At 33.9% G+C, this 17,148-nt stretch carries 20 protein-coding genes and 1 pseudogene; 17 read left to right on the top strand and 4 right to left on the bottom strand.

The features are described 5' to 3' along the window. Nucleotides 1–93 precede the first annotated feature (93 nt). The 10 genes and pseudogenes from mnmG (at nt 94) to MKY69_RS10240 (ending at nt 8,763) form a co-directional block, all read left to right on the top strand. On the top strand, nt 94–1,992 hold the full coding sequence (gene mnmG, locus MKY69_RS10285; protein ID WP_340791824.1) for a tRNA uridine-5-carboxymethylaminomethyl(34) synthesis enzyme MnmG: 1,899 nt from the start codon (nt 94–96) through the stop codon (nt 1,990–1,992). A gap of 90 nt (nt 1,993–2,082) precedes the next feature. After that, nucleotides 2,083–4,056: a DHH family phosphoesterase gene (locus MKY69_RS10280; RefSeq protein ID WP_003108858.1), complete on the top strand. Its 1,974-nt coding sequence runs from the start codon at nt 2,083–2,085 to the stop codon at nt 4,054–4,056. Then, complete coding sequence (rplI, locus tag MKY69_RS10275; RefSeq protein ID WP_340791821.1) at nt 4,057–4,509, top strand: 50S ribosomal protein L9; 453 nt, start codon at nt 4,057–4,059, stop codon at nt 4,507–4,509. It abuts the gene before it with no gap. A 34-nt stretch (nt 4,510–4,543) separates the two neighbouring features. Continuing rightward, nucleotides 4,544–5,902 (top strand): replicative DNA helicase, encoded by a 1,359-nt coding sequence (dnaB, locus tag MKY69_RS10270; RefSeq protein ID WP_003103546.1) that lies wholly within the window; start codon nt 4,544–4,546, stop codon nt 5,900–5,902. A 17-nt stretch (nt 5,903–5,919) separates the two neighbouring features. Further along, nucleotides 5,920–6,192, top strand: a complete 273-nt coding sequence (locus tag MKY69_RS10265; RefSeq protein WP_003107932.1) for a Veg family protein — start codon at nt 5,920–5,922, stop codon at nt 6,190–6,192. Nucleotides 6,193–6,424: 232 nt separating this feature from the next. Then, entirely contained in the window at nt 6,425–7,036 is a 612-nt protein-coding gene (gene rpsD / locus MKY69_RS10260) for a 30S ribosomal protein S4 (protein ID WP_003105882.1), read from the top strand. A 161-nt stretch (nt 7,037–7,197) separates the two neighbouring features. Further along, nucleotides 7,198–7,362 carry a hypothetical protein gene (locus MKY69_RS10255; protein ID WP_003107931.1) on the top strand — a complete coding sequence of 55 codons (165 nt, stop codon included), beginning with the start codon at nt 7,198–7,200 and terminating at the stop codon, nt 7,360–7,362. A gap of 111 nt (nt 7,363–7,473) precedes the next feature. Beyond that, complete coding sequence (locus MKY69_RS10250; RefSeq protein ID WP_003104918.1) at nt 7,474–7,680, top strand: TM2 domain-containing protein; 207 nt, start codon at nt 7,474–7,476, stop codon at nt 7,678–7,680. Nucleotides 7,681–7,792: 112 nt separating this feature from the next. Next, nucleotides 7,793–8,420: pseudogene (locus tag MKY69_RS10245) on the top strand (NUDIX hydrolase N-terminal domain-containing protein). A gap of 76 nt (nt 8,421–8,496) precedes the next feature. Further along, the gene (locus tag MKY69_RS10240; RefSeq protein WP_037622075.1) at nt 8,497–8,763 is read left to right on the top strand and encodes a DUF4298 domain-containing protein; all 267 of its coding nucleotides are present in this window, start codon (nt 8,497–8,499) and stop codon (nt 8,761–8,763) included. Between the two features lie 32 nt (nt 8,764–8,795). Here MKY69_RS10240 and MKY69_RS10235 read toward each other — a convergent pair whose 3' ends face one another. Beyond that, nucleotides 8,796–9,332 (bottom strand): TetR/AcrR family transcriptional regulator, encoded by a 537-nt coding sequence (locus tag MKY69_RS10235; RefSeq protein ID WP_003104678.1) that lies wholly within the window; start codon nt 9,330–9,332, stop codon nt 8,796–8,798. A gap of 166 nt (nt 9,333–9,498) precedes the next feature. Between MKY69_RS10235 and MKY69_RS10230 the strand changes: the two genes are divergently transcribed. Next, nucleotides 9,499–9,858: a DUF1304 domain-containing protein gene (locus MKY69_RS10230; protein WP_003105391.1), complete on the top strand. Its 360-nt coding sequence runs from the start codon at nt 9,499–9,501 to the stop codon at nt 9,856–9,858. Between the two features lie 26 nt (nt 9,859–9,884). On the opposite strand, the gene MKY69_RS10225 is transcribed toward MKY69_RS10230, so the two are convergent. The 3 genes from MKY69_RS10225 to MKY69_RS10215 are packed head-to-tail and all read right to left on the bottom strand — an operon-like array spanning nt 9,885 to nt 11,687. Further along, nucleotides 9,885–10,796 carry a DUF4097 family beta strand repeat-containing protein gene (locus MKY69_RS10225; RefSeq protein WP_013794529.1) on the bottom strand — a complete coding sequence of 304 codons (912 nt, stop codon included), beginning with the start codon at nt 10,794–10,796 and terminating at the stop codon, nt 9,885–9,887. After that, entirely contained in the window at nt 10,793–11,374 is a 582-nt protein-coding gene (locus MKY69_RS10220) for a DUF1700 domain-containing protein (protein WP_003103158.1), read from the bottom strand. The genes MKY69_RS10225 and MKY69_RS10220 overlap by 4 nt, the downstream gene beginning before the upstream one ends. Next, nucleotides 11,361–11,687: a PadR family transcriptional regulator gene (locus MKY69_RS10215; RefSeq protein WP_003104268.1), complete on the bottom strand. Its 327-nt coding sequence runs from the start codon at nt 11,685–11,687 to the stop codon at nt 11,361–11,363. Before MKY69_RS10215 ends, MKY69_RS10220 begins: the two co-directional genes overlap by 14 nt. Nucleotides 11,688–11,884: 197 nt before the next feature. Here MKY69_RS10215 and MKY69_RS10210 point away from each other — a divergent pair, with 197 nt between their 5' ends. The 6 genes from MKY69_RS10210 (at nt 11,885) to MKY69_RS10185 (ending at nt 17,147) form a co-directional block, all read left to right on the top strand. Beyond that, a complete protein-coding gene (locus tag MKY69_RS10210) occupies nt 11,885–12,196 on the top strand; it encodes an ArsR/SmtB family transcription factor (RefSeq protein WP_003103705.1) in 312 nt (103 codons plus the stop codon). Nucleotide 12,197: 1 nt separating this feature from the next. Then, complete coding sequence (locus MKY69_RS10205) at nt 12,198–13,202, top strand: permease (RefSeq protein WP_003108865.1); 1,005 nt, start codon at nt 12,198–12,200, stop codon at nt 13,200–13,202. A gap of 10 nt (nt 13,203–13,212) precedes the next feature. Further along, nucleotides 13,213–13,548: a thioredoxin family protein gene (locus MKY69_RS10200; protein ID WP_003107925.1), complete on the top strand. Its 336-nt coding sequence runs from the start codon at nt 13,213–13,215 to the stop codon at nt 13,546–13,548. A 155-nt stretch (nt 13,549–13,703) separates the two neighbouring features. Beyond that, nucleotides 13,704–14,567, top strand: a complete 864-nt coding sequence (locus tag MKY69_RS10195; RefSeq protein ID WP_003103360.1) for a 3-hydroxyacyl-CoA dehydrogenase family protein — start codon at nt 13,704–13,706, stop codon at nt 14,565–14,567. A 41-nt stretch (nt 14,568–14,608) separates the two neighbouring features. Then, nucleotides 14,609–15,826, top strand: coding sequence for an acyl-CoA dehydrogenase family protein (locus MKY69_RS10190; RefSeq protein WP_003107923.1), 1,218 nt, complete (start codon nt 14,609–14,611; stop codon nt 15,824–15,826). A gap of 70 nt (nt 15,827–15,896) precedes the next feature. Then, nucleotides 15,897–17,147, top strand: a complete 1,251-nt coding sequence (locus MKY69_RS10185) for a thiolase family protein (protein WP_003108869.1) — start codon at nt 15,897–15,899, stop codon at nt 17,145–17,147. Nucleotide 17,148: the final 1 nt, after the last annotated feature.

The raw sequence follows: 17,148 nt of genomic DNA, 5'->3' as shown, positions 1-17,148 counted from the left end.
TCCCGAGTTTTTGAAGCAGGAGCTTCCTATTTGGGATAGACAGTTTAAGCATATAATTAATAAAGAAATTAAGTAGGAAAAGGGAAATATAAGATGAAACATGAATTTACTGAGGTCTATGATGTAATTGTCATTGGGGCCGGTCATGCTGGTGTTGAAGCAGCTTTGGCGGCTAGTCGTATGGGGTGTAACACATTACTTGCGACAATTAGTTTGGATATGTTAGCATTTATGCCTTGTAATCCATCAATTGGTGGATCAGCTAAGGGGATAGTGGTAAGGGAAATTGATGCTTTAGGCGGAGAAATGGCCAAAAACATTGATAAAACATACATCCAGATGAAAATGTTGAATACAGGTAAAGGACCAGCTGTTCGTGCCTTAAGAGCTCAAGCAGATAAGAACTTGTATTCTCGTGAGATGAAACATACTGTTGAAAAACAAGAAAATTTAACACTCCGTCAAGCTATTATTGATGATATTCTTGTCGAGGATGGTCAAGTTGTAGGTGTTTTAACTGCCACAAAACAAAAATTTTCTGCTAAGTCTGTAGTTGTTACAACTGGTACAGCTCTTCGCGGAGAAATCATTCTAGGTGAATTAAAATATTCATCTGGACCAAATAACAGTTTAGCTTCCGTTACCTTAGCAGATAATTTAAAAAAATTAGGACTTGAAATTGGTCGTTTTAAAACTGGAACACCACCTCGTGTTAAAGCTTCTTCGATTGATTATGATCAAACAGAAATTCAACCCGGTGATCAAGCTCCAAACCATTTTTCTTTCCTAAGTAAAGATGAAGATTATTTACAGGATCAAATTCCATGTTGGTTGACATATACAAACAGTACCAGTCATGATATTATCAATAAAAATCTCTACAGGGCACCAATGTTTTCAGGTATTGTCAAAGGCGTTGGACCAAGATATTGTCCATCGATTGAGGATAAAATTGTGCGCTTTGCTGATAAAGAAAGACATCAATTATTCCTAGAACCCGAAGGTAGAGATACTGAAGAAGTTTATGTTCAAGGTTTGTCAACGAGTTTACCAGAGGATGTTCAGAAGGATTTAATTCATTCAATCAAAGGCTTGGAAAATGCAGAAATGATGCGGACAGGCTATGCCATCGAATATGATATTGTTTTACCACATCAATTAAGGGCAACACTTGAGACTAAGCTTATCTCAGGGTTATTTACCGCAGGTCAAACAAACGGAACTTCTGGTTATGAAGAAGCTGCTGGACAAGGAATAGTCGCTGGGATTAATGCAGCCTTAAAAGTACAAGGAAAACCAGAGCTAATTTTGAAGAGAAGTGACGCCTATATCGGTGTGATGATTGATGATTTAGTGACTAAAGGGACATTAGAGCCTTATCGCTTGTTAACTTCGAGAGCAGAGTATCGTTTAATTTTACGTCACGATAATGCAGATATGCGTTTAACAGAGATTGGACGCGAAATCGGTTTAGTTGATGATATTCGTTGGGATAATTTCCAAATTAAAAAAAATCAATTTGAAAATGAATTAAAACGTTTAGATAGTATTAAGCTGAAACCTATCAAGGAAACAAACGAAAAAGTTCAGGCTTTAGGGTTTAAACCTTTGACTGATGCAATGACGGCTAAAGAGTTCATGAGAAGGCCTGAAATTTCATATCAAACAGCTGTTTCTTTCGTCGGTCCTGCTGCAGAAAATTTAAATCCAAAAATCATTGATATGTTAGAAACGGAAATTAAATACGAGGGATATATCAATAAGGCCTTGGATCAAGTTGCTAAGCTGAAACGCATGGAAGAAAAACGAATTCCTAAAAATATTGATTGGGATGCTATTGATTCAATTGCAACAGAAGCTCGTCAAAAATTCAAAAAAATTAATCCAGAAACAATTGGTCAAGCCAGTCGAATTTCTGGTGTCAATCCAGCTGATATTTCAATCTTAATGGTCTACATTGAGGGAAATGGCAAAGCTAGAAGAAAAATCTAAAAGGTCATGAAAATGTAACCTCAATAGGACAATGCAGCTCTGTTTTTCAGGGCTGTTTTGTGGTATAATAATTGCTTAAGAGGTTAAAAGATGAAAAGATTTCGTTTTGAAACCATTCATTTAATTATGATGGGATTAATATTATTTGGCTTACTCGCCCTTTGTGTAAGAATAATGGAATCAAAGGTACTAATTTTAGTAGCTATTTTTCTGGTACTCTTATTTATTGTTGCCTTACTTTGGTATCAAAAACAAGTTTATGAATTGTCAGATTTTGATCACATAGAAATTTTGAATGAACAAACAGAAAATAATCTTAAAACTTTGTTAGATAAAATGCCTGTTGGGGTTATTCAATACGACCAAGAAACTAAAGCAATCCTTTGGTATAATCCTTATTCGGAATTAATATTTACAGATGAAAATGGCAATTTCGATAATCATATTATTGAAAAGATAATTGATGAAAAGCTTGAAGGTAACATTTCACAAACTTTCGAAATATCGGGGAATCGTTATTCTTCTTATATTGATGAAGCCAATGGAATATTTTACTTTTTTGATGTTTACGTAGGCAATCGTCAAACTGTTGATTCAAGCATGTTGCGACCAGTGGTTGGGATTATCTCAATTGATAATTATGATGACATTACAGATAATTTAACAGACGCAGATGTATCAGCTATTAATAGTTTTGTAGCCAATTTCATTGCTGATTTCATGGAATCTAAGCATATCTTCTATAGACGAGTTAATATGGATCGTTATTATTTCTTTACCGATTTTCACACTCTAAAAGATTTGATGGATGATAAGTTTGCCTTTTTAGAAGGATTCAGAACTCAAGCTCAAGAAAAACAATTGCGCTTAACTTTAAGTATGGGGATTTCATATGGTTTAAAAAATCATAATGAAATTGGACAAGTTGCTCTTGAAAACCTTAATATTGCTTTAGTACGAGGTGGTGACCAAGTTGTAATTCGTGAAAACGATGAGAATAAAAATCCCGTATACTTCGGTGGAGGTTCGGTATCAACAGTAAAACGATCACGGACAAGAACACGTGCCATGATGACCGCTATTTCAGATAGAATAAAAGTTGTTGATAATATCTTTATTATGGGACATAAGAAGTTAGATATGGATGCTTTAGGTTCAGCTGTTGGTATGCAGTTCTTTGCTTCAAATATTATTGAAAATTCTTATGTTGTCTATGACCCAGATGAACTAGGACCAGATATTGAACGTGCCATTGAGCGATTACAAGCAGATGGGAAAACTCGTTTAATTAGTGTTCATCATGCAATGAGATTAGTAACTTCTAAATCGATTTTAGTTTTAGTTGATCACTCAAAAATTTCTTTAACATTATCAGAAGAGTTTTACAAAATGTTTAAGGATGTTATAATCGTCGACCATCACAGACGTGATGATGATTTCCCAGAAAATGCTATCTTAACTTTTATTGAAAGTGGAGCAAGTAGCGCTGCCGAGTTAGTAACAGAATTAATTCAGTTCCAAAATTCTAAGAAACGTTTGAGTAAAATTCAAGCAAGTATCTTGATGGCTGGTATCATGTTAGATACAAAAAATTTCTCAACTCGGGTTACTAGTCGTACCTTTGATGTGGCAAGTTATTTGCGCAATAAAGGTAGTGACAGTGTTGAAATTCAACAAATTTCAGCTACAGACTTTGATGAGTATCGTCAAATTAATGAAATTATTTTGCGAGCAAATCGTCTACATGATACTATCATGGTAGCAACTGGACTTGACAATTCGCTTTACACAAATGTCATTGCTAGTAAAGCTGCAGATACCATGTTATTGATGGCAGGAGTGGAAGCTAGCTTTGCTATTGTCAAAACAAAACAAAATAAAGTGATTATTTCAGCAAGAAGTAGAAGTAAAATCAATGTTCAACGTATTATGGAAAAACTTGGCGGTGGTGGACACTTTAATTTAGCTGCATGTCAAATTGACAATGATAGTTTACTTGATGTAAAAGAAATGTTAATTGAAACAATCGAAAATACAATGAAAGAAACAAGTGAGGTAGAATAAATGCGTGTAATTTTTTTACAAGATGTTAAAGGAAAAGGAAAAAAAGGCGAGGTTAAAGAAGTACCAACTGGTTATGCTCAAAACTTCCTATTGAAAAAAAATCTAGCTAAAGAAGCAACTACTCAAACAATTGGTGAATTAAAAGGTAAACAAAAAGCTGAAGAAAAAGCGCAGGCAGAAATCTTAGCTGATGCTAAAGCAACAAAAAAAGTATTAGACGAAGAAAAAACTCGTGTTTTATTTATAGAAAAAGTTGGACCAGACGGTCGTACTTTTGGATCAATTACTGCTAAGAAAATCTCAGAAGAATTGAAGAAACAATTTGGAATTACAGTTGATAAAAGACATATTGTTCTTGATCACCCAATTAGAGCAATTGGGTTAATTGAGGTTCCTGTAAAATTACACAAAGAAGTCACTGCTGAAATAAAATTAAAAATTGATCAAGCCTAATTGTATATATTAAATGATAAAGGAGGTGTTAAACTTGCCTGAAGTTCCAGAACTACGCGTTCAACCCCAAGATTTACTTGCCGAACAATCTGTTCTAGGGTCAATCTTTATTTCCCCTGATAAACTGATCACGGTCAGAGAATTTATTGGCCCAGATGATTTTTATAAGTATTCTCACAAAATTATTTTTCGGGCAATGATTACCCTCAGTGACCGAAATGATGCAATTGATGCAACAACTGTTCGAACTATATTAGATGACCAAGGTGACTTACAAAACATCGGTGGTTTATCTTACATTGTCGAACTTGTCAACAGTGTGCCAACTAGTGCCAATGCTGAGTATTACGCTAAGATTGTTGGCGAAAAAGCTATGCTTCGAAATATCATTTCTAGGTTGACAGAGTCTGTCAACTTAGCATATGAAGGTGCAAATGATTCCGAGGATATCTTAGCTGGTGCAGAACGATCTTTGATTGAGATTAATGAACATAGTAATCGTAGTGGTTTCAGAAAAATCTCAGATGTTCTAAAAGTTAACTATGAAAATCTAGAAGTTCGTTCAAAACAAACAAGTGATGTAACTGGTTTACCGACAGGATTTAGAGATCTTGATAAAATTACAACAGGTTTACACCCTGATCAGTTAATTATTCTTGCAGCCAGACCAGCTGTTGGTAAAACTGCTTTTGTTTTAAATATAGCTCAGAATGTTGGAACTAAACAAAAGAAACCAGTAGCTGTTTTCTCTTTAGAAATGGGAGCTGAAAGTTTAGTTGACCGGATGTTAGCAGCTGAAGGAATGGTTGATTCTCATAGTTTAAGAACTGGTCAATTAACCGAACAAGATTGGAATAATGTGACCATTGCTCAAGGTGCTTTGGCAGAAGCCCCAATTTATATTGATGATACACCTGGTATAAAAATTACCGAAATCCGATCACGCTCAAGAAAATTAGCTCAAGAAGTTGATGGACTTGGTTTGATTGTAATTGACTATCTCCAATTGATAACTGGTACAAAGCCTGAAAATCGACAACAGGAAGTTTCAGATATTTCAAGACAATTAAAAATTTTAGCGAAAGAGTTGAAGGTGCCTGTGATAGCCCTCAGTCAGCTTTCACGTGGTGTTGAACAACGTCAGGATAAAAGACCAGTTCTTTCAGATATTCGCGAATCAGGATCAATTGAACAGGATGCTGATATTGTTGCTTTCTTATATAGGGATGATTACTACCGTAAAGAAGGTGAAGATCCAGAGGATGCTGTAGAAGATAATACAATTGAAGTAATTTTAGAAAAAAACCGGTCGGGTGCCCGTGGAACAGTTAAATTAATGTTTCAAAAAGAATATAATAAATTCTCAACAATTGCACAATTTGATGAAGGATAAATAGGAGAGTATAAATAATGAGTGATGCATTTGCAGACGTAGCAAAAATGAAGAAAATTAAAGAAGATATTAAATCTCATGAAGGTCAATTAGTTGAATTGACTCTAGAAAATGGTAGAAAACGTGAAAAAACTAAGATTGGTCGTCTAATCGAAGTTTATCCTTCATTATTTATCATCCAATACAATGACAGGGCGGATCAACCAGGAGCAATTAGTAATTCATATGTAGAATCTTATACATATTCAGATATATTAACTGAAAAAACATTAATCCGCTATTTTGATTAAACGATAAAAGTAAACACAGCTTACTTTTATCGTTTAATCAAATATTACATTTACAAAGTAAAAATACTATGTTATAATATTCTTTGTGCGAAATAACAGCAGAAAAATATGAAGCTCGTCAACAGGTGGTTATCTAATCAAGTAACCTTTGCTGTTTAGGCGAAAACCCCCTGCACGAATCAGGATTTTTTAAACAGTTATTTCCTCAAAAATTTAGAGGAGGACATTAAATATGTCACGTTATACTGGTCCATCATGGAAACAATCACGTCGCCTTGGCTTGTCACTTACAGGCACAGGTAAAGAATTGGCACGTCGTAACTACGTACCTGGTCAACACGGTCCTAACAACCGTAGCAAACTTTCTGAATATGGTTTGCAACTTGCTGAGAAACAAAAATTACGTTTCTCATACGGTTTAGGTGAAAAACAATTCCGTAACTTATTCGTTCAGGCAATAAAAATTAAAGAAGGAACTCTAGGTTTCAACTTTATGGTTCTTTTAGAACGTCGTCTTGATAATGTTGTTTACCGTTTAGGTTTAGCAACTACTCGTCGACAAGCACGTCAATTCGTTAACCATGGTCATATCCTTGTTGACGGTAAACGTGTTGATATTCCTTCATATCGCGTTGATCCAGGTCAAGTGATCTCTGTTCGCGAAAAATCAATGAAAGTACCTGCTATCCTTGAAGCTGTTGAAGCTACTCTTGGACGTCCAGCATTCGTTTCATTCGATACTGAAAAACTTGAAGGCTCATTAACTCGCCTTCCAGAACGTGATGAAATCAATCCAGAAATCAATGAAGCACTTGTCGTTGAATTCTACAACAAAATTCTTTAATTCTTACATTAAACACTTTAAAAGTCTATTTAATAGGCTTTTTTTGTTTTATATAATACAATATCAGCTTTTTAAAAATAAAAAAAAGCCTCTATAAATTGTGTTTAATATTTGTCTACTCCTAAATATGGTGTTAATATATAGAAAAAGGAGGATTTTGTATGACTGAAGATAAAAAACAAGCTAAGTTTGAAGAAGTCAAAGGGGAAGCTAAAGAAGCAGCTGGTAAAGTTCTTGGTGATAAAAAATTAGAAGTCGAAGGTCTAATTGAAAAAGAACTTGGTAAAGAAAAAGAACCTGTGGAAGATTTGAAAAATAAACTATAAAAATAAAAATTCCACTAATTTTTGTGGAATTTTTATTTAAGGAAATTTGATTGTTTTGTTGTATAATAAGGTCAATTGAAGAACTAATATAACAAACTAAAGGAGAATACTATGAGAAAAGTAAATAAAGTTATTTATGTCTTATTAGCCTTATTTTTAGGAGAATTTGGGCTTCACAAATTTTATGCTGGAAAAACATCAACTGGAATATTATACTTAATCTTCTGCTGGACAGCAATACCTGGTATTATTGGGTTTATTGAGGGAATAATGGCTATTTTGCAACCAGCCGATTCAGATGGTAATTTTTACGTATAATTAATTAAGAGTCTTATGTCAATTTGTAAACTGTAAACCTATTAATGCCATTAAATTAGTTTTTTTGCTGTCAAGTTGACAGTATCGGATAATTTCTCTTGGAGTGAAGTATATGACTGAGGAAAAAAATAGATGGGTAGATTGGGCCATTTCATTACAGAGTATCGCACAAGCGGGCTTATATTATAGTAAGGAAGAATTTGATTTGGAACGCTATCAAGCTATTAGAGATATAGCAAGAGATATGATTGTAAATCAAACCGATTTATCACCTGAAAAAGTTTCCGATTTATTCTGTAATGAGATTGGCTACCAAACTCCAAAGCTTGATACACGAGCAGTTATTTTTGAAGGGGATAAAATTCTTCTGGTTAAAGAAAATAATGGAACTTGGTCTTTGTAAGGTGGCTGGGTAGATGTAGATTTATCCATTATGGAAAGTACAATTAAGGAAGTTAAAGAAGAAGCAGGACTAGATGGATGTCCAAGCTGATAGAATTATCGCTATAATGGATCGTGCTAAACATAACCAACCTTTATACCCATATGGAGTTACAAAAGTCTTTGTGGAGAGTCAAGTTCTTGGCGGTAAATTTACATCTAATAGTGAAACGACTGAATCTGAATATTTTACTATAAATCAGTTACCAAAATTAGCTACGGAAAAAAATACTTTTAAACAAATTGAATTATGCTTCAAAACTAAAAATAATATTAATTGGGAAGTCTATTTTGATTGACAAGACTGTAAACAATACCTTCTATCTAAGGTTGTAAAGGAGTTCTGGATGAAACTATATAATAAATCAGAAATGAATGATTTATAAAAAAAACATAAACATAGTAAAAAAAATTGAAAAATTGATGAAGAGTATCGAAGGTTTACAGGCAGTATATGAGGATTATAGAGAGTTGCGTACTTTTTATGATAGTGACGAATGGCAATCTCTTTACAAAGAAACAACCGAGAACAATCGACTTGATGTTTTAGATGAAAATCAATTATTCGATTTGATTGGTCAACACAATGACTGTTTAGGGGACTTACTTGAATTATCTGCTACGATGTATAAAGTAATCTAAAAAGGTTGACAGAATTGTAAACTGTCAACCTTTTAATCAGTTATAGATAACATTTTTAATACAAATTGTGTCATTTCTTCCGGACTTTCTTTTTTTCCTTTTGCAACCCATGCTTGACAGGTTCCAAAGAATGCATAAGCCAGATATATACTTTGATAATCCTTTTCTTGTTCGGTCATATTATGGTTGGTAATCTTTTCTTGTAAATCGGTTTTTATTAGCAATCTTACACGATTAATGATAAAACTTTGCAACTCCCTAGTTCCATTTGCAGATACTAGTGCAGATAATAACTTTTCTCTCGCTAAAAATTTAAATATTTCAAGGAATATCTGCTCTCTATTACCATAGTCTTTCTCAAAAACAAACTCCAATTTATGACTAAGCATTTGTTGATAGGAATCAATCATTTCATATTTGTCTTTATAATGTGTATAAAAACTTGATCGACTTATACCAGCAGTTTCAGCAAGTCGTTTAGTAGTAATGTCATCGAAACTTTCTTTTGAGAGTAATTCAACCATCGCATCAAGTAGTGCTTTTTTTGTATTTTCTTTTCTATTTGACAAGGGGATCTCCTTTAAACTTGTTAATACTGTGGTTAGTTGTCTTTTTAATGCAATTTACTTGCTATCTTTTAACTTCCTAGTATAATATATTTTACCATATCTATTGTCTTTTCTTTTTTCTTAATTTTATTGAAATGGTAAAGATAATTTAGGAAGAGGAAATATAGTGTCAACTATAACAATTATTTTAGCAAGTCTTGCTGCTGTTGAGCAATTATATATTATGTATATCGAAACGTTTGCTACGCAGTCAAAAGCTACACAAAGAGTTTTTAATTTATCTGAGAAAGAAATTGCTAATGAAACAGTAGTTTCACTTTTTATGAACCAGGGAATCTACAATGGCATCATAGGAGCATTTATTTTATATGGTTTGTTTTTTGCTCATAGTGGTGAAATTGTTGCACTATTTTTGATAAATGTTATTCTAGCAGCTATTTATGGTGCTATCACTGTAGACTATAAGATACTCGTTAAACAGGGTGGATTTGCAATACTAGCATTAATTAGTTTACTAATATTGTAAAAAACAAGGAAATTATTCCTTGTTTTTTATTGGACTTCAACATCCCCTACTTGTGCTTTAATATCAAGTTTGTTAATTGAACTATCTTTCAAACTAGGGGTTATACTTGTATCACCGACTGTATTGGTTAGATTTACAGTCAAATCAAGTTTGTCTAATGCAATGAAAATATCTCCGGTTTGAGATTTTAGACTATTTTTATTGAGATAAGTTAATGCACTACCATCAAAATCGCCCATTTGGAGTTTATAGGTGGTATTATCCAATTGGGAATCGGAAATTGAAGCGTCACCAGTTTGTTGTGTAAAGTTTAAGTCTGTTAGTTGACAGTCATTTACATTGACATCTCCTACTTTAAGATCAACATCACCATTTGTAAGTATACAATTAGTAAGAGTTAATTCACCAACATTTAAACTGAGACTATTTACTTGACTTCTTATATTTTTTAGGTAAAGTTCGCCTAATGCAATTTTTGTTTTTAATGATTTTAATTTTGTATCTTTGGGAATTTTTACGGTAATGTGATAAGGACTGTCCATCCCAATTGTAAACTCTCCTGTAAAGTTAGCAATATCTCTCAAGTTGATGAAGTTAAATTTTCCTTTGAAATGTTTTAATTTAGATGTTTCTTTAACTAATAAAGTGCCATCAGTATTGGTAACTTCAACTGGGACCTTTTTATCAGAATAATATAGAACACTCGGTTTCTTTTCATTAGTCTCTACAATTTTCACACTAGAAACATTTGCTGTGATGTCAATCTGGTTGACACTATCCAATGTTTTAAATTTTTCTTTTATATTGCTTTTTTCAATTTTTGATTGTGCAACATGATCCATCCCCCCAGTTTGATAGCCATATGTACCTAATGCTATTCCTGAAATAAGACATACAATTGAAGAACCATATACTACCTTTTTCCAAGTTTTCATCATCTTCTACCTCTCTTAATCAACCAGTTAATTACGCGTGCGCTAGCTTGAATAACTTCCCTTACTGCATCAAAACCTAACATAATAGAAAGAAAAGATCCTCCTACCAAGGCTAGGCCAATTCCAAAGCTTAACAATGTGCTTGATAAAGAGGTAGACAGATATGAAAAGCTATCCATAATCATGTATCCTCCATTGATAAGGAAAGTTAATCCTAATGCAATCAAGGTAAAGATGAGTGCTGCAACTAAGATAATAGCAGCAAATATTAAAGCCAAGATAGATATAGCAATTGGTAAGGCAAGAGGTGCTGCTAATAGTGCTAATATTGTTATCCAAATGATAGTCACTGTTGATTTTGGAGTTTTACTACTTTGGTAAATTTTTTCATCAAGTAACTTTGATAATATTTCGCTAGCTGCTTCCTTAGGTGAGCCAAGTTCCTCAATTATTTGAGTTTCATTCTCTGGATTGGCTTCTTCAAAATATTCAGTGTAATACTCCATAGTTTCTTCGTAATCACTTTGTGGAAGCTTTTTGAGGTATTTACTTAGTTGATTGAGATACTCAGTCTTTGTCATGTCTTAATCTCCCCTGTATAATAGCTGTGATATTTTCTGTATAGGTTTGCCATTCCTGGTTTAGATAGTTAAATTGTTCTTTGCCTTCTGTTGTGATGGCATAGTATTTACGTTTTCTGCCTTGATGCTCTTGACTATAGGTTGTCAGGTAGTTTTCTTTCTCCAATTTTTTCAAGATAGGATAAAGTGTAGATTCTTTAATATTTGCTATTAATTTAATGGTTTGACTAATTTCATAACCATAAGAATCTTCCTTATTAACAATAGCTATAATCAAATACTCAATCAAGGTTGCTGATGTAGGAAAATACATAGGAGCCTCCTGATTAATAATGTGTAGAAATTTTATATATAAATATTTTACATATTAAGTATAAGATTAAAAATTCGGTTTGTCAACACTAATATATAAAAATTTTATATATTTTATTTTTTGTTTTTCTAATTGCTAAAAAGTGCACAAAGGTGTATCCTAAACATATAAAAATATTTTGATATGAGGAGACTAGGATGCTTGATATTTCAAGTGATTTAGTAGTATTTAAAGCTTTAGCAGATTCAAATCGATTAAGGATCCTTGACTACCTAAAAAAAGGAAAATCTTGTGCTTGTGATTTATCTGATAATCTTGGAATTCCCCAGACAGCCTTGTCATATCATATGAGAATTCTTTGTCAGGCTAAACTTGTAAAAAGTGAACAGGTTGGAAAATGGAAACATTATCAGTTAAATGATAATGCTAATGAGCAATTACAAAGTAAGATTGATAAATATTTTCATTCTGTAAATAAACTGTCAAGCTATCAGTGTAAAGGAGTATAATATGAACGGAATTGGCCTATTTATCCAAAATCAAGTACTGGGGATGAAGTGGCTAAATGATTTTATAGGACAACTACTGAAATCTGTTGGAGTTGATATTGGTAATAGGATAGGAGCTAGTCTTCATTTTTTTATTTATGATGTTTTGAAGATTACTTTTTTGCTTTGCTTTTTGATATTCTTCATTTCCTATATTCAGTCATTTTTTCCACCTGAAAGAAGTAAGAAAATACTAGGTCGATTTGATGGTATATGGGCCAATATAGTTGCAGCCTTACTAGGTACAGTAACACCATTTTGTTCATGTTCTTCAATTCCATTATTTATGGGATTTACAAGTGCAGGTCTTCCTATTGGGGTTACTTTCTCTTTTTTAATATCATCTCCGATGGTTGATTTGGGAAGTTTAGTACTTTTGACTAGTATTTTTGGGCTTAAAGTAGCTCTAGTTTATGTCATACTTGGATTAGTTCTTGCAATTTTAGGTGGTAGTCTGATTGAGAAATTCAGGATGGAAGCTTATATTGAAGATTTTATCAAGAGTGCCAAACCTATTGCTTTGGAAGGTGAAGAGTTAAGGGTGGCAGACCGGATAGCTTTTGCAAAGAGGCAAGTTGTAGATACCTTCAAAAAGGTCTTTCCATATATTCTAATCGGTGTAGGGATTGGTGCAATCATTCATAATTGGATTCCTCAAAGTTTGATTACAAGTATTCTAGGTACTAAAAATCCTATGGGTGTGATAGTAGCCACTTTGATTGGGGTACCAATCTATGGTGATATCTTTGGTGCAATCCCCGTAGCGGAAGCACTTTTAACAAAAGGAGCCCAACTAGGAACGGTTTTAGCATTTATGATGGCAGTTACGACTTTGAGCCTACCTTCCATGATTATGTTGAAAAAAGCAGTCAAACCGAAATTATTCGGATTATTTATTGGAATATGCACTGTCGGCATTATTGTAATTGGATATTTATTTAATATGTTACAAACATTTATAGTATAAAGGAGAAAAAATGGGATTATTTGGAAATAAAGAAGAAAAGACTTGTCAATGTGGAAACTGCAAATGTGGTAAAGCATCACAAGATAACATTCTTGAGGGATCTGACCATACCTTTAAAGTCTTGGGATCAGGATGCAAGAAGTGTATAACTTTAGAGGAAAATGTAAAACAAGCTTGTAAAGAAATGAATAAACTCGTCAACATCAAGTATGTAAAAGATTTTTCAGAGATTGCTGCCTATGGCGTGATGCAAACACCGGCTTTGGTTTTAGATGAAGATGTTGTTTCATATGGTAAAGTTTTAACAGTTGATGAGGTAAAAGAAGTTATTGCCGAAAATTTTTAATAGGAAAGACTCACTAGGACTGGGTCTTTTTTTTTTGTTGTCCTACATAATGTTGGAAAATTTTATTTTCTTTCCTTATTTATGTCGATGAAAACGTTTACTTAAATTTGTATAATGGACACATAAAGATTAATAATCATCAAAGGAGAAATCAAATGACTAACATTAAAACTGTCGGTGTAGTTGGAGCAGGAGCTATGGGTGGCGGAATCGCCAATCTTTTTGCACAAAATGGATATCGCGTTATCCTTCGTGACGTTGAACAACGTTTCATCGACACTGGTATGCAACGCATCACAAAATTTATGGAAGGTAGTGTTAAACGTGGAAAATTAAGTCAAGAAGAAATGGACGAAACAATTGCACGTATTACAACAACTACAGATTTAAAAGATTTTAAAGATGTGGATTTCGTAGTTGAAGCCGTTATTGAACGTATGGATATCAAACAATCAGTATTTAAAGAATTAGAAGGCATTGTTCGTGAAGATGTTATCTTATCAACAAATACTTCTTCTTTATCTATTACTGAAATTGCAAGTGCTTTAAAAAATCCATCGCGTTTTGCAGGAATGCATTTCTTCAATCCAGCCCAAGTAATGAAATTATGTGAAATCATTTATGGATTAGAAACAAGTGATGAAACAATCGCTATCGTTAAAGAACTTGCTGAAAGCATTCGTAAAGAAGTTGTTATTGTTAAAAAAGACGTTCCAGGATTTATTGTAAATCGTATCATGATTCCTCAATTTATTGAAGCGATTAAAGTTCTTGAAGAAGGAATTGCTTCAAAAGAAGATATTGATAAAGCAATGCGTTATGGTTTGAATCATCCAATGGGAGCATTTGAACTACAAGACTATGCAGGTGTTGATATTGGTTACCATGTAATGAATTACTTTGAAAAAGAATTTGGGGATAACCGTTGGACTCCACCAACATTATTGAAAAACATGATTCGTGCTGGTCGTAATGGTAAAAAATCTGGTAAAGGTTTCTACGACTACGATAAAAAATAAATAATACATAAAAAAATCAAACCTAACGGAGGCTATACATAATGGTTAAAGAATCAAGAGCAGATAAATTATTTAATGAAGGTGAAATGTATTTTTCTGATTTATATAATTTTGCAGATGGATTAACTGCAGGGGAAAAAGAAGTCTTAAAAGAATTGGAAGAAGTTTTAAAAAATGATTTAAAACCAGTTCTTGCTGAAAATTGGCATAATGCAACTTTCCCATTAGAGCAATTCAAAAAAGTTATTGATTTACATTTAATGGATGACCCACGTTTACTAGAAGGACGCGAAGATGGTCGTATCTCCGAATTATTTAGAGGATTCCGTGCTTATACTCTTGCAAAAACTGACCCAGTATTAGGAACTTTCTATACTGCAAATGGTGGACTTTTCCATGAATGTGTCCGAATAGGTGGAAGTCAAGAACAAATTGATAAATTAATGCCAGGTGTTTATTCTTGGGAAGGCTTAGGCGTACTCGCTATGACTGAACCAGAACATGGTTCGGATATTGCAGGGGGAATGGCTGCGACTGCAAAACGTGATGGCGACTATTGGATTCTAAATGGTCATAAGAAATGGATTGGTGCAGGAACTCTTGCAAAATGGCATGCATTCTTTGCACGCGACGTTGATGATAATCAAGTTAAATTGTTCTACGTAGAGCGTGAATCTGAAGGGGTAGAAACATTTGTAACACCTGAAAAAGCATTCTTTAGATCAATGCCTAATGCAGAAATTATTTACAAAGATGTTCGAGTTCATGAATCACAACGTGCACAAAATGTGAATTCTTGGAAAGATTGTGCAAGTATTTTACGTAACACACGTTCGGATGTTGCATGGTTATTGGCTGGCGCGACTGCGGGAGCTTTCGAAGCAGCTCTAGCTTACACACGTGAACGTTTACAGTTTGGTAAACCTATTGCAAGCTTCCAACTTATTCAAGAAAAATTAGCACGTATGGCCATGAACGCTCAAGCAACTTTGGCTATCGCTGTTCGTCTAGCTGAACAACAAGAACAAGGTATTTACCGTGAAGAAGCATCATCTATGGCTAAACTGCATAACGGTTTCCGTGCCCGTGAAACAGCAGCCTTGGCTCGTGAAGTTGGTGGTGGAAATGGTATCTTGTTGAAATATGATATTCCAAGATTCTTCGCTGATATCGAAGGTATGTATACATATGAAGGAACTCACGAAGTTAATTCATTAATTATTGGAAGACATTACACTGGAATTTCAGCATTTATTTAAGAAAAGGTTTGAGTCGGGCCTTCGGGTTCGACCAATCTTATGATAAGGAAAGATTAGAAGAGGAAATAAAATGTTACATACTAAAGAAGAAGAAATTGTTATTGTTGGTGCAGCTAGAACTCCTGTTGGAGCATTTCTTGGTGATTTAAAAACTGTACCAGTTGAAGTTCTTGGGGAAGTAGCTTTAAAAGAAGCTGTAAAACGTGCTAACTTGACTGTAAACGATATTGACGAAGTTATTGTCGGTCATGTTACAGGATCACAAACAACAAATAACTTAGGAAATGTTATTGGTATTAATAGTGGTTTACCAGAAACATCAACAGGGATGACTGTAAACCGTATTTGTGGATCAGGTATTCAGTCAGCAGTTTCAGCAACTTTAGAATTACTTCATTCTAATAAAAAAATCATCGCAGCTGGTGGTGCAGAATCACTATCACGTGCACCTTATCAATTACCTGACAGTGCTCGTTACCAAGCTTTCCGTTTAGGTGATGTTAAATTAATTGATGCTAACTTAGAAGGTCACCGTTCTGCATCAGGTCGTGATTCTGGCATTGAACACATGGGAAATACAGCAGAAAATGTTGTTCGTAAATACAATATTTCTCGTGAAAAACAAGATCAATTTGCTTATGAGTCTCAAATGAAAGCATCTCAAGCGATGAATAATGGTCGCTTTGCTCAAGAGATTGTACCAGTTGAAGTTCCAGGACGTAAAGGTAAAGTTACTATTGTTGAAAAAGATGGTCATCCACGTGCAGATACAACCTTAGAAAGCTTAGCTAAACTAAGACCTGCATTTGAGAAAGATGGATCTGTAACTGCAGGTAATGCATCTGGTTTAAATGATGGTGGAGCATTTGAAATCTTCACTACTGAGTCACTTGCAAAAGAAAAAGGCCTTGAAGTAATGGCGCGTGTTGTAGATTATCAAATCTCTGGTTGTGCTCCTGAAACAATGGGACTTGGTCCGGTATTTGCTATTAATGACTTGTTAGAACGCCAAGGAATGGATTTAGTTAAAGATATTGATGTATTAGAAATCAATGAAGCTTTTGCAGGTCAAACAATTGGTTGCCTAATTGAACTTGGAATTGATATGGATACTGACTTCTATCAGAATAAATTTAATCCACACGGTGGTGCAGTTGCTTTAGGACACCCACTTGGTATGTCTGGAGCACGTATTATTACATCACTTCTATATGAATTTAAAAATAACCCTGACAAACGTTATGCTATTGCTTCAGCATGTATCGGTGGCGGACAAGGAATTGCTCTATTGTTAGAAAATGGTTATTACACAGGAAAATAAT

The sequence above is a fragment of the Streptococcus sp. FSL R7-0212 genome (assembly GCF_038007985.1).
GTDB lineage: Bacteria > Bacillota > Bacilli > Lactobacillales > Streptococcaceae > Streptococcus > Streptococcus parauberis.
Note: the sequence above shows the minus strand (reverse complement) of the source record. Positions and strands in the feature narration are given on the sequence as shown.

What these genes read in the sequence shown, in the direction of transcription:
- MKY69_RS10185 (WP_003108869.1), top strand. Translation starts at nt 15,897, where the DNA reads ATGTTACATACTAAAGAAGAAGAAATTGTTATTGTTGGTGCAGCTAGA.
- rplI (WP_340791821.1), top strand. Translation starts at nt 4,057, where the DNA reads ATGCGTGTAATTTTTTTACAAGATGTTAAAGGAAAAGGAAAAAAAGGC.
- MKY69_RS10190 (WP_003107923.1), top strand. Translation starts at nt 14,609, where the DNA reads ATGGTTAAAGAATCAAGAGCAGATAAATTATTTAATGAAGGTGAAATG.
- MKY69_RS10205 (WP_003108865.1), top strand. Translation starts at nt 12,198, where the DNA reads ATGAACGGAATTGGCCTATTTATCCAAAATCAAGTACTGGGGATGAAG.
- rpsD (WP_003105882.1), top strand. Translation starts at nt 6,425, where the DNA reads ATGTCACGTTATACTGGTCCATCATGGAAACAATCACGTCGCCTTGGC.
- MKY69_RS10200 (WP_003107925.1), top strand. Translation starts at nt 13,213, where the DNA reads ATGGGATTATTTGGAAATAAAGAAGAAAAGACTTGTCAATGTGGAAAC.
- MKY69_RS10225 (WP_013794529.1), bottom strand. Translation starts at nt 10,796, where the DNA reads ATGATGAAAACTTGGAAAAAGGTAGTATATGGTTCTTCAATTGTATGT.
- MKY69_RS10210 (WP_003103705.1), top strand. Translation starts at nt 11,885, where the DNA reads ATGCTTGATATTTCAAGTGATTTAGTAGTATTTAAAGCTTTAGCAGAT.
- MKY69_RS10195 (WP_003103360.1), top strand. Translation starts at nt 13,704, where the DNA reads ATGACTAACATTAAAACTGTCGGTGTAGTTGGAGCAGGAGCTATGGGT.
- MKY69_RS10220 (WP_003103158.1), bottom strand. Translation starts at nt 11,374, where the DNA reads ATGACAAAGACTGAGTATCTCAATCAACTAAGTAAATACCTCAAAAAG.
- MKY69_RS10250 (WP_003104918.1), top strand. Translation starts at nt 7,474, where the DNA reads ATGAGAAAAGTAAATAAAGTTATTTATGTCTTATTAGCCTTATTTTTA.
- MKY69_RS10255 (WP_003107931.1), top strand. Translation starts at nt 7,198, where the DNA reads ATGACTGAAGATAAAAAACAAGCTAAGTTTGAAGAAGTCAAAGGGGAA.
- MKY69_RS10240 (WP_037622075.1), top strand. Translation starts at nt 8,497, where the DNA reads ATGATTTATAAAAAAAACATAAACATAGTAAAAAAAATTGAAAAATTG.
- MKY69_RS10280 (WP_003108858.1), top strand. Translation starts at nt 2,083, where the DNA reads ATGAAAAGATTTCGTTTTGAAACCATTCATTTAATTATGATGGGATTA.
- MKY69_RS10215 (WP_003104268.1), bottom strand. Translation starts at nt 11,687, where the DNA reads ATGTATTTTCCTACATCAGCAACCTTGATTGAGTATTTGATTATAGCT.
- mnmG (WP_340791824.1), top strand. Translation starts at nt 94, where the DNA reads ATGAAACATGAATTTACTGAGGTCTATGATGTAATTGTCATTGGGGCC.
- MKY69_RS10265 (WP_003107932.1), top strand. Translation starts at nt 5,920, where the DNA reads ATGAGTGATGCATTTGCAGACGTAGCAAAAATGAAGAAAATTAAAGAA.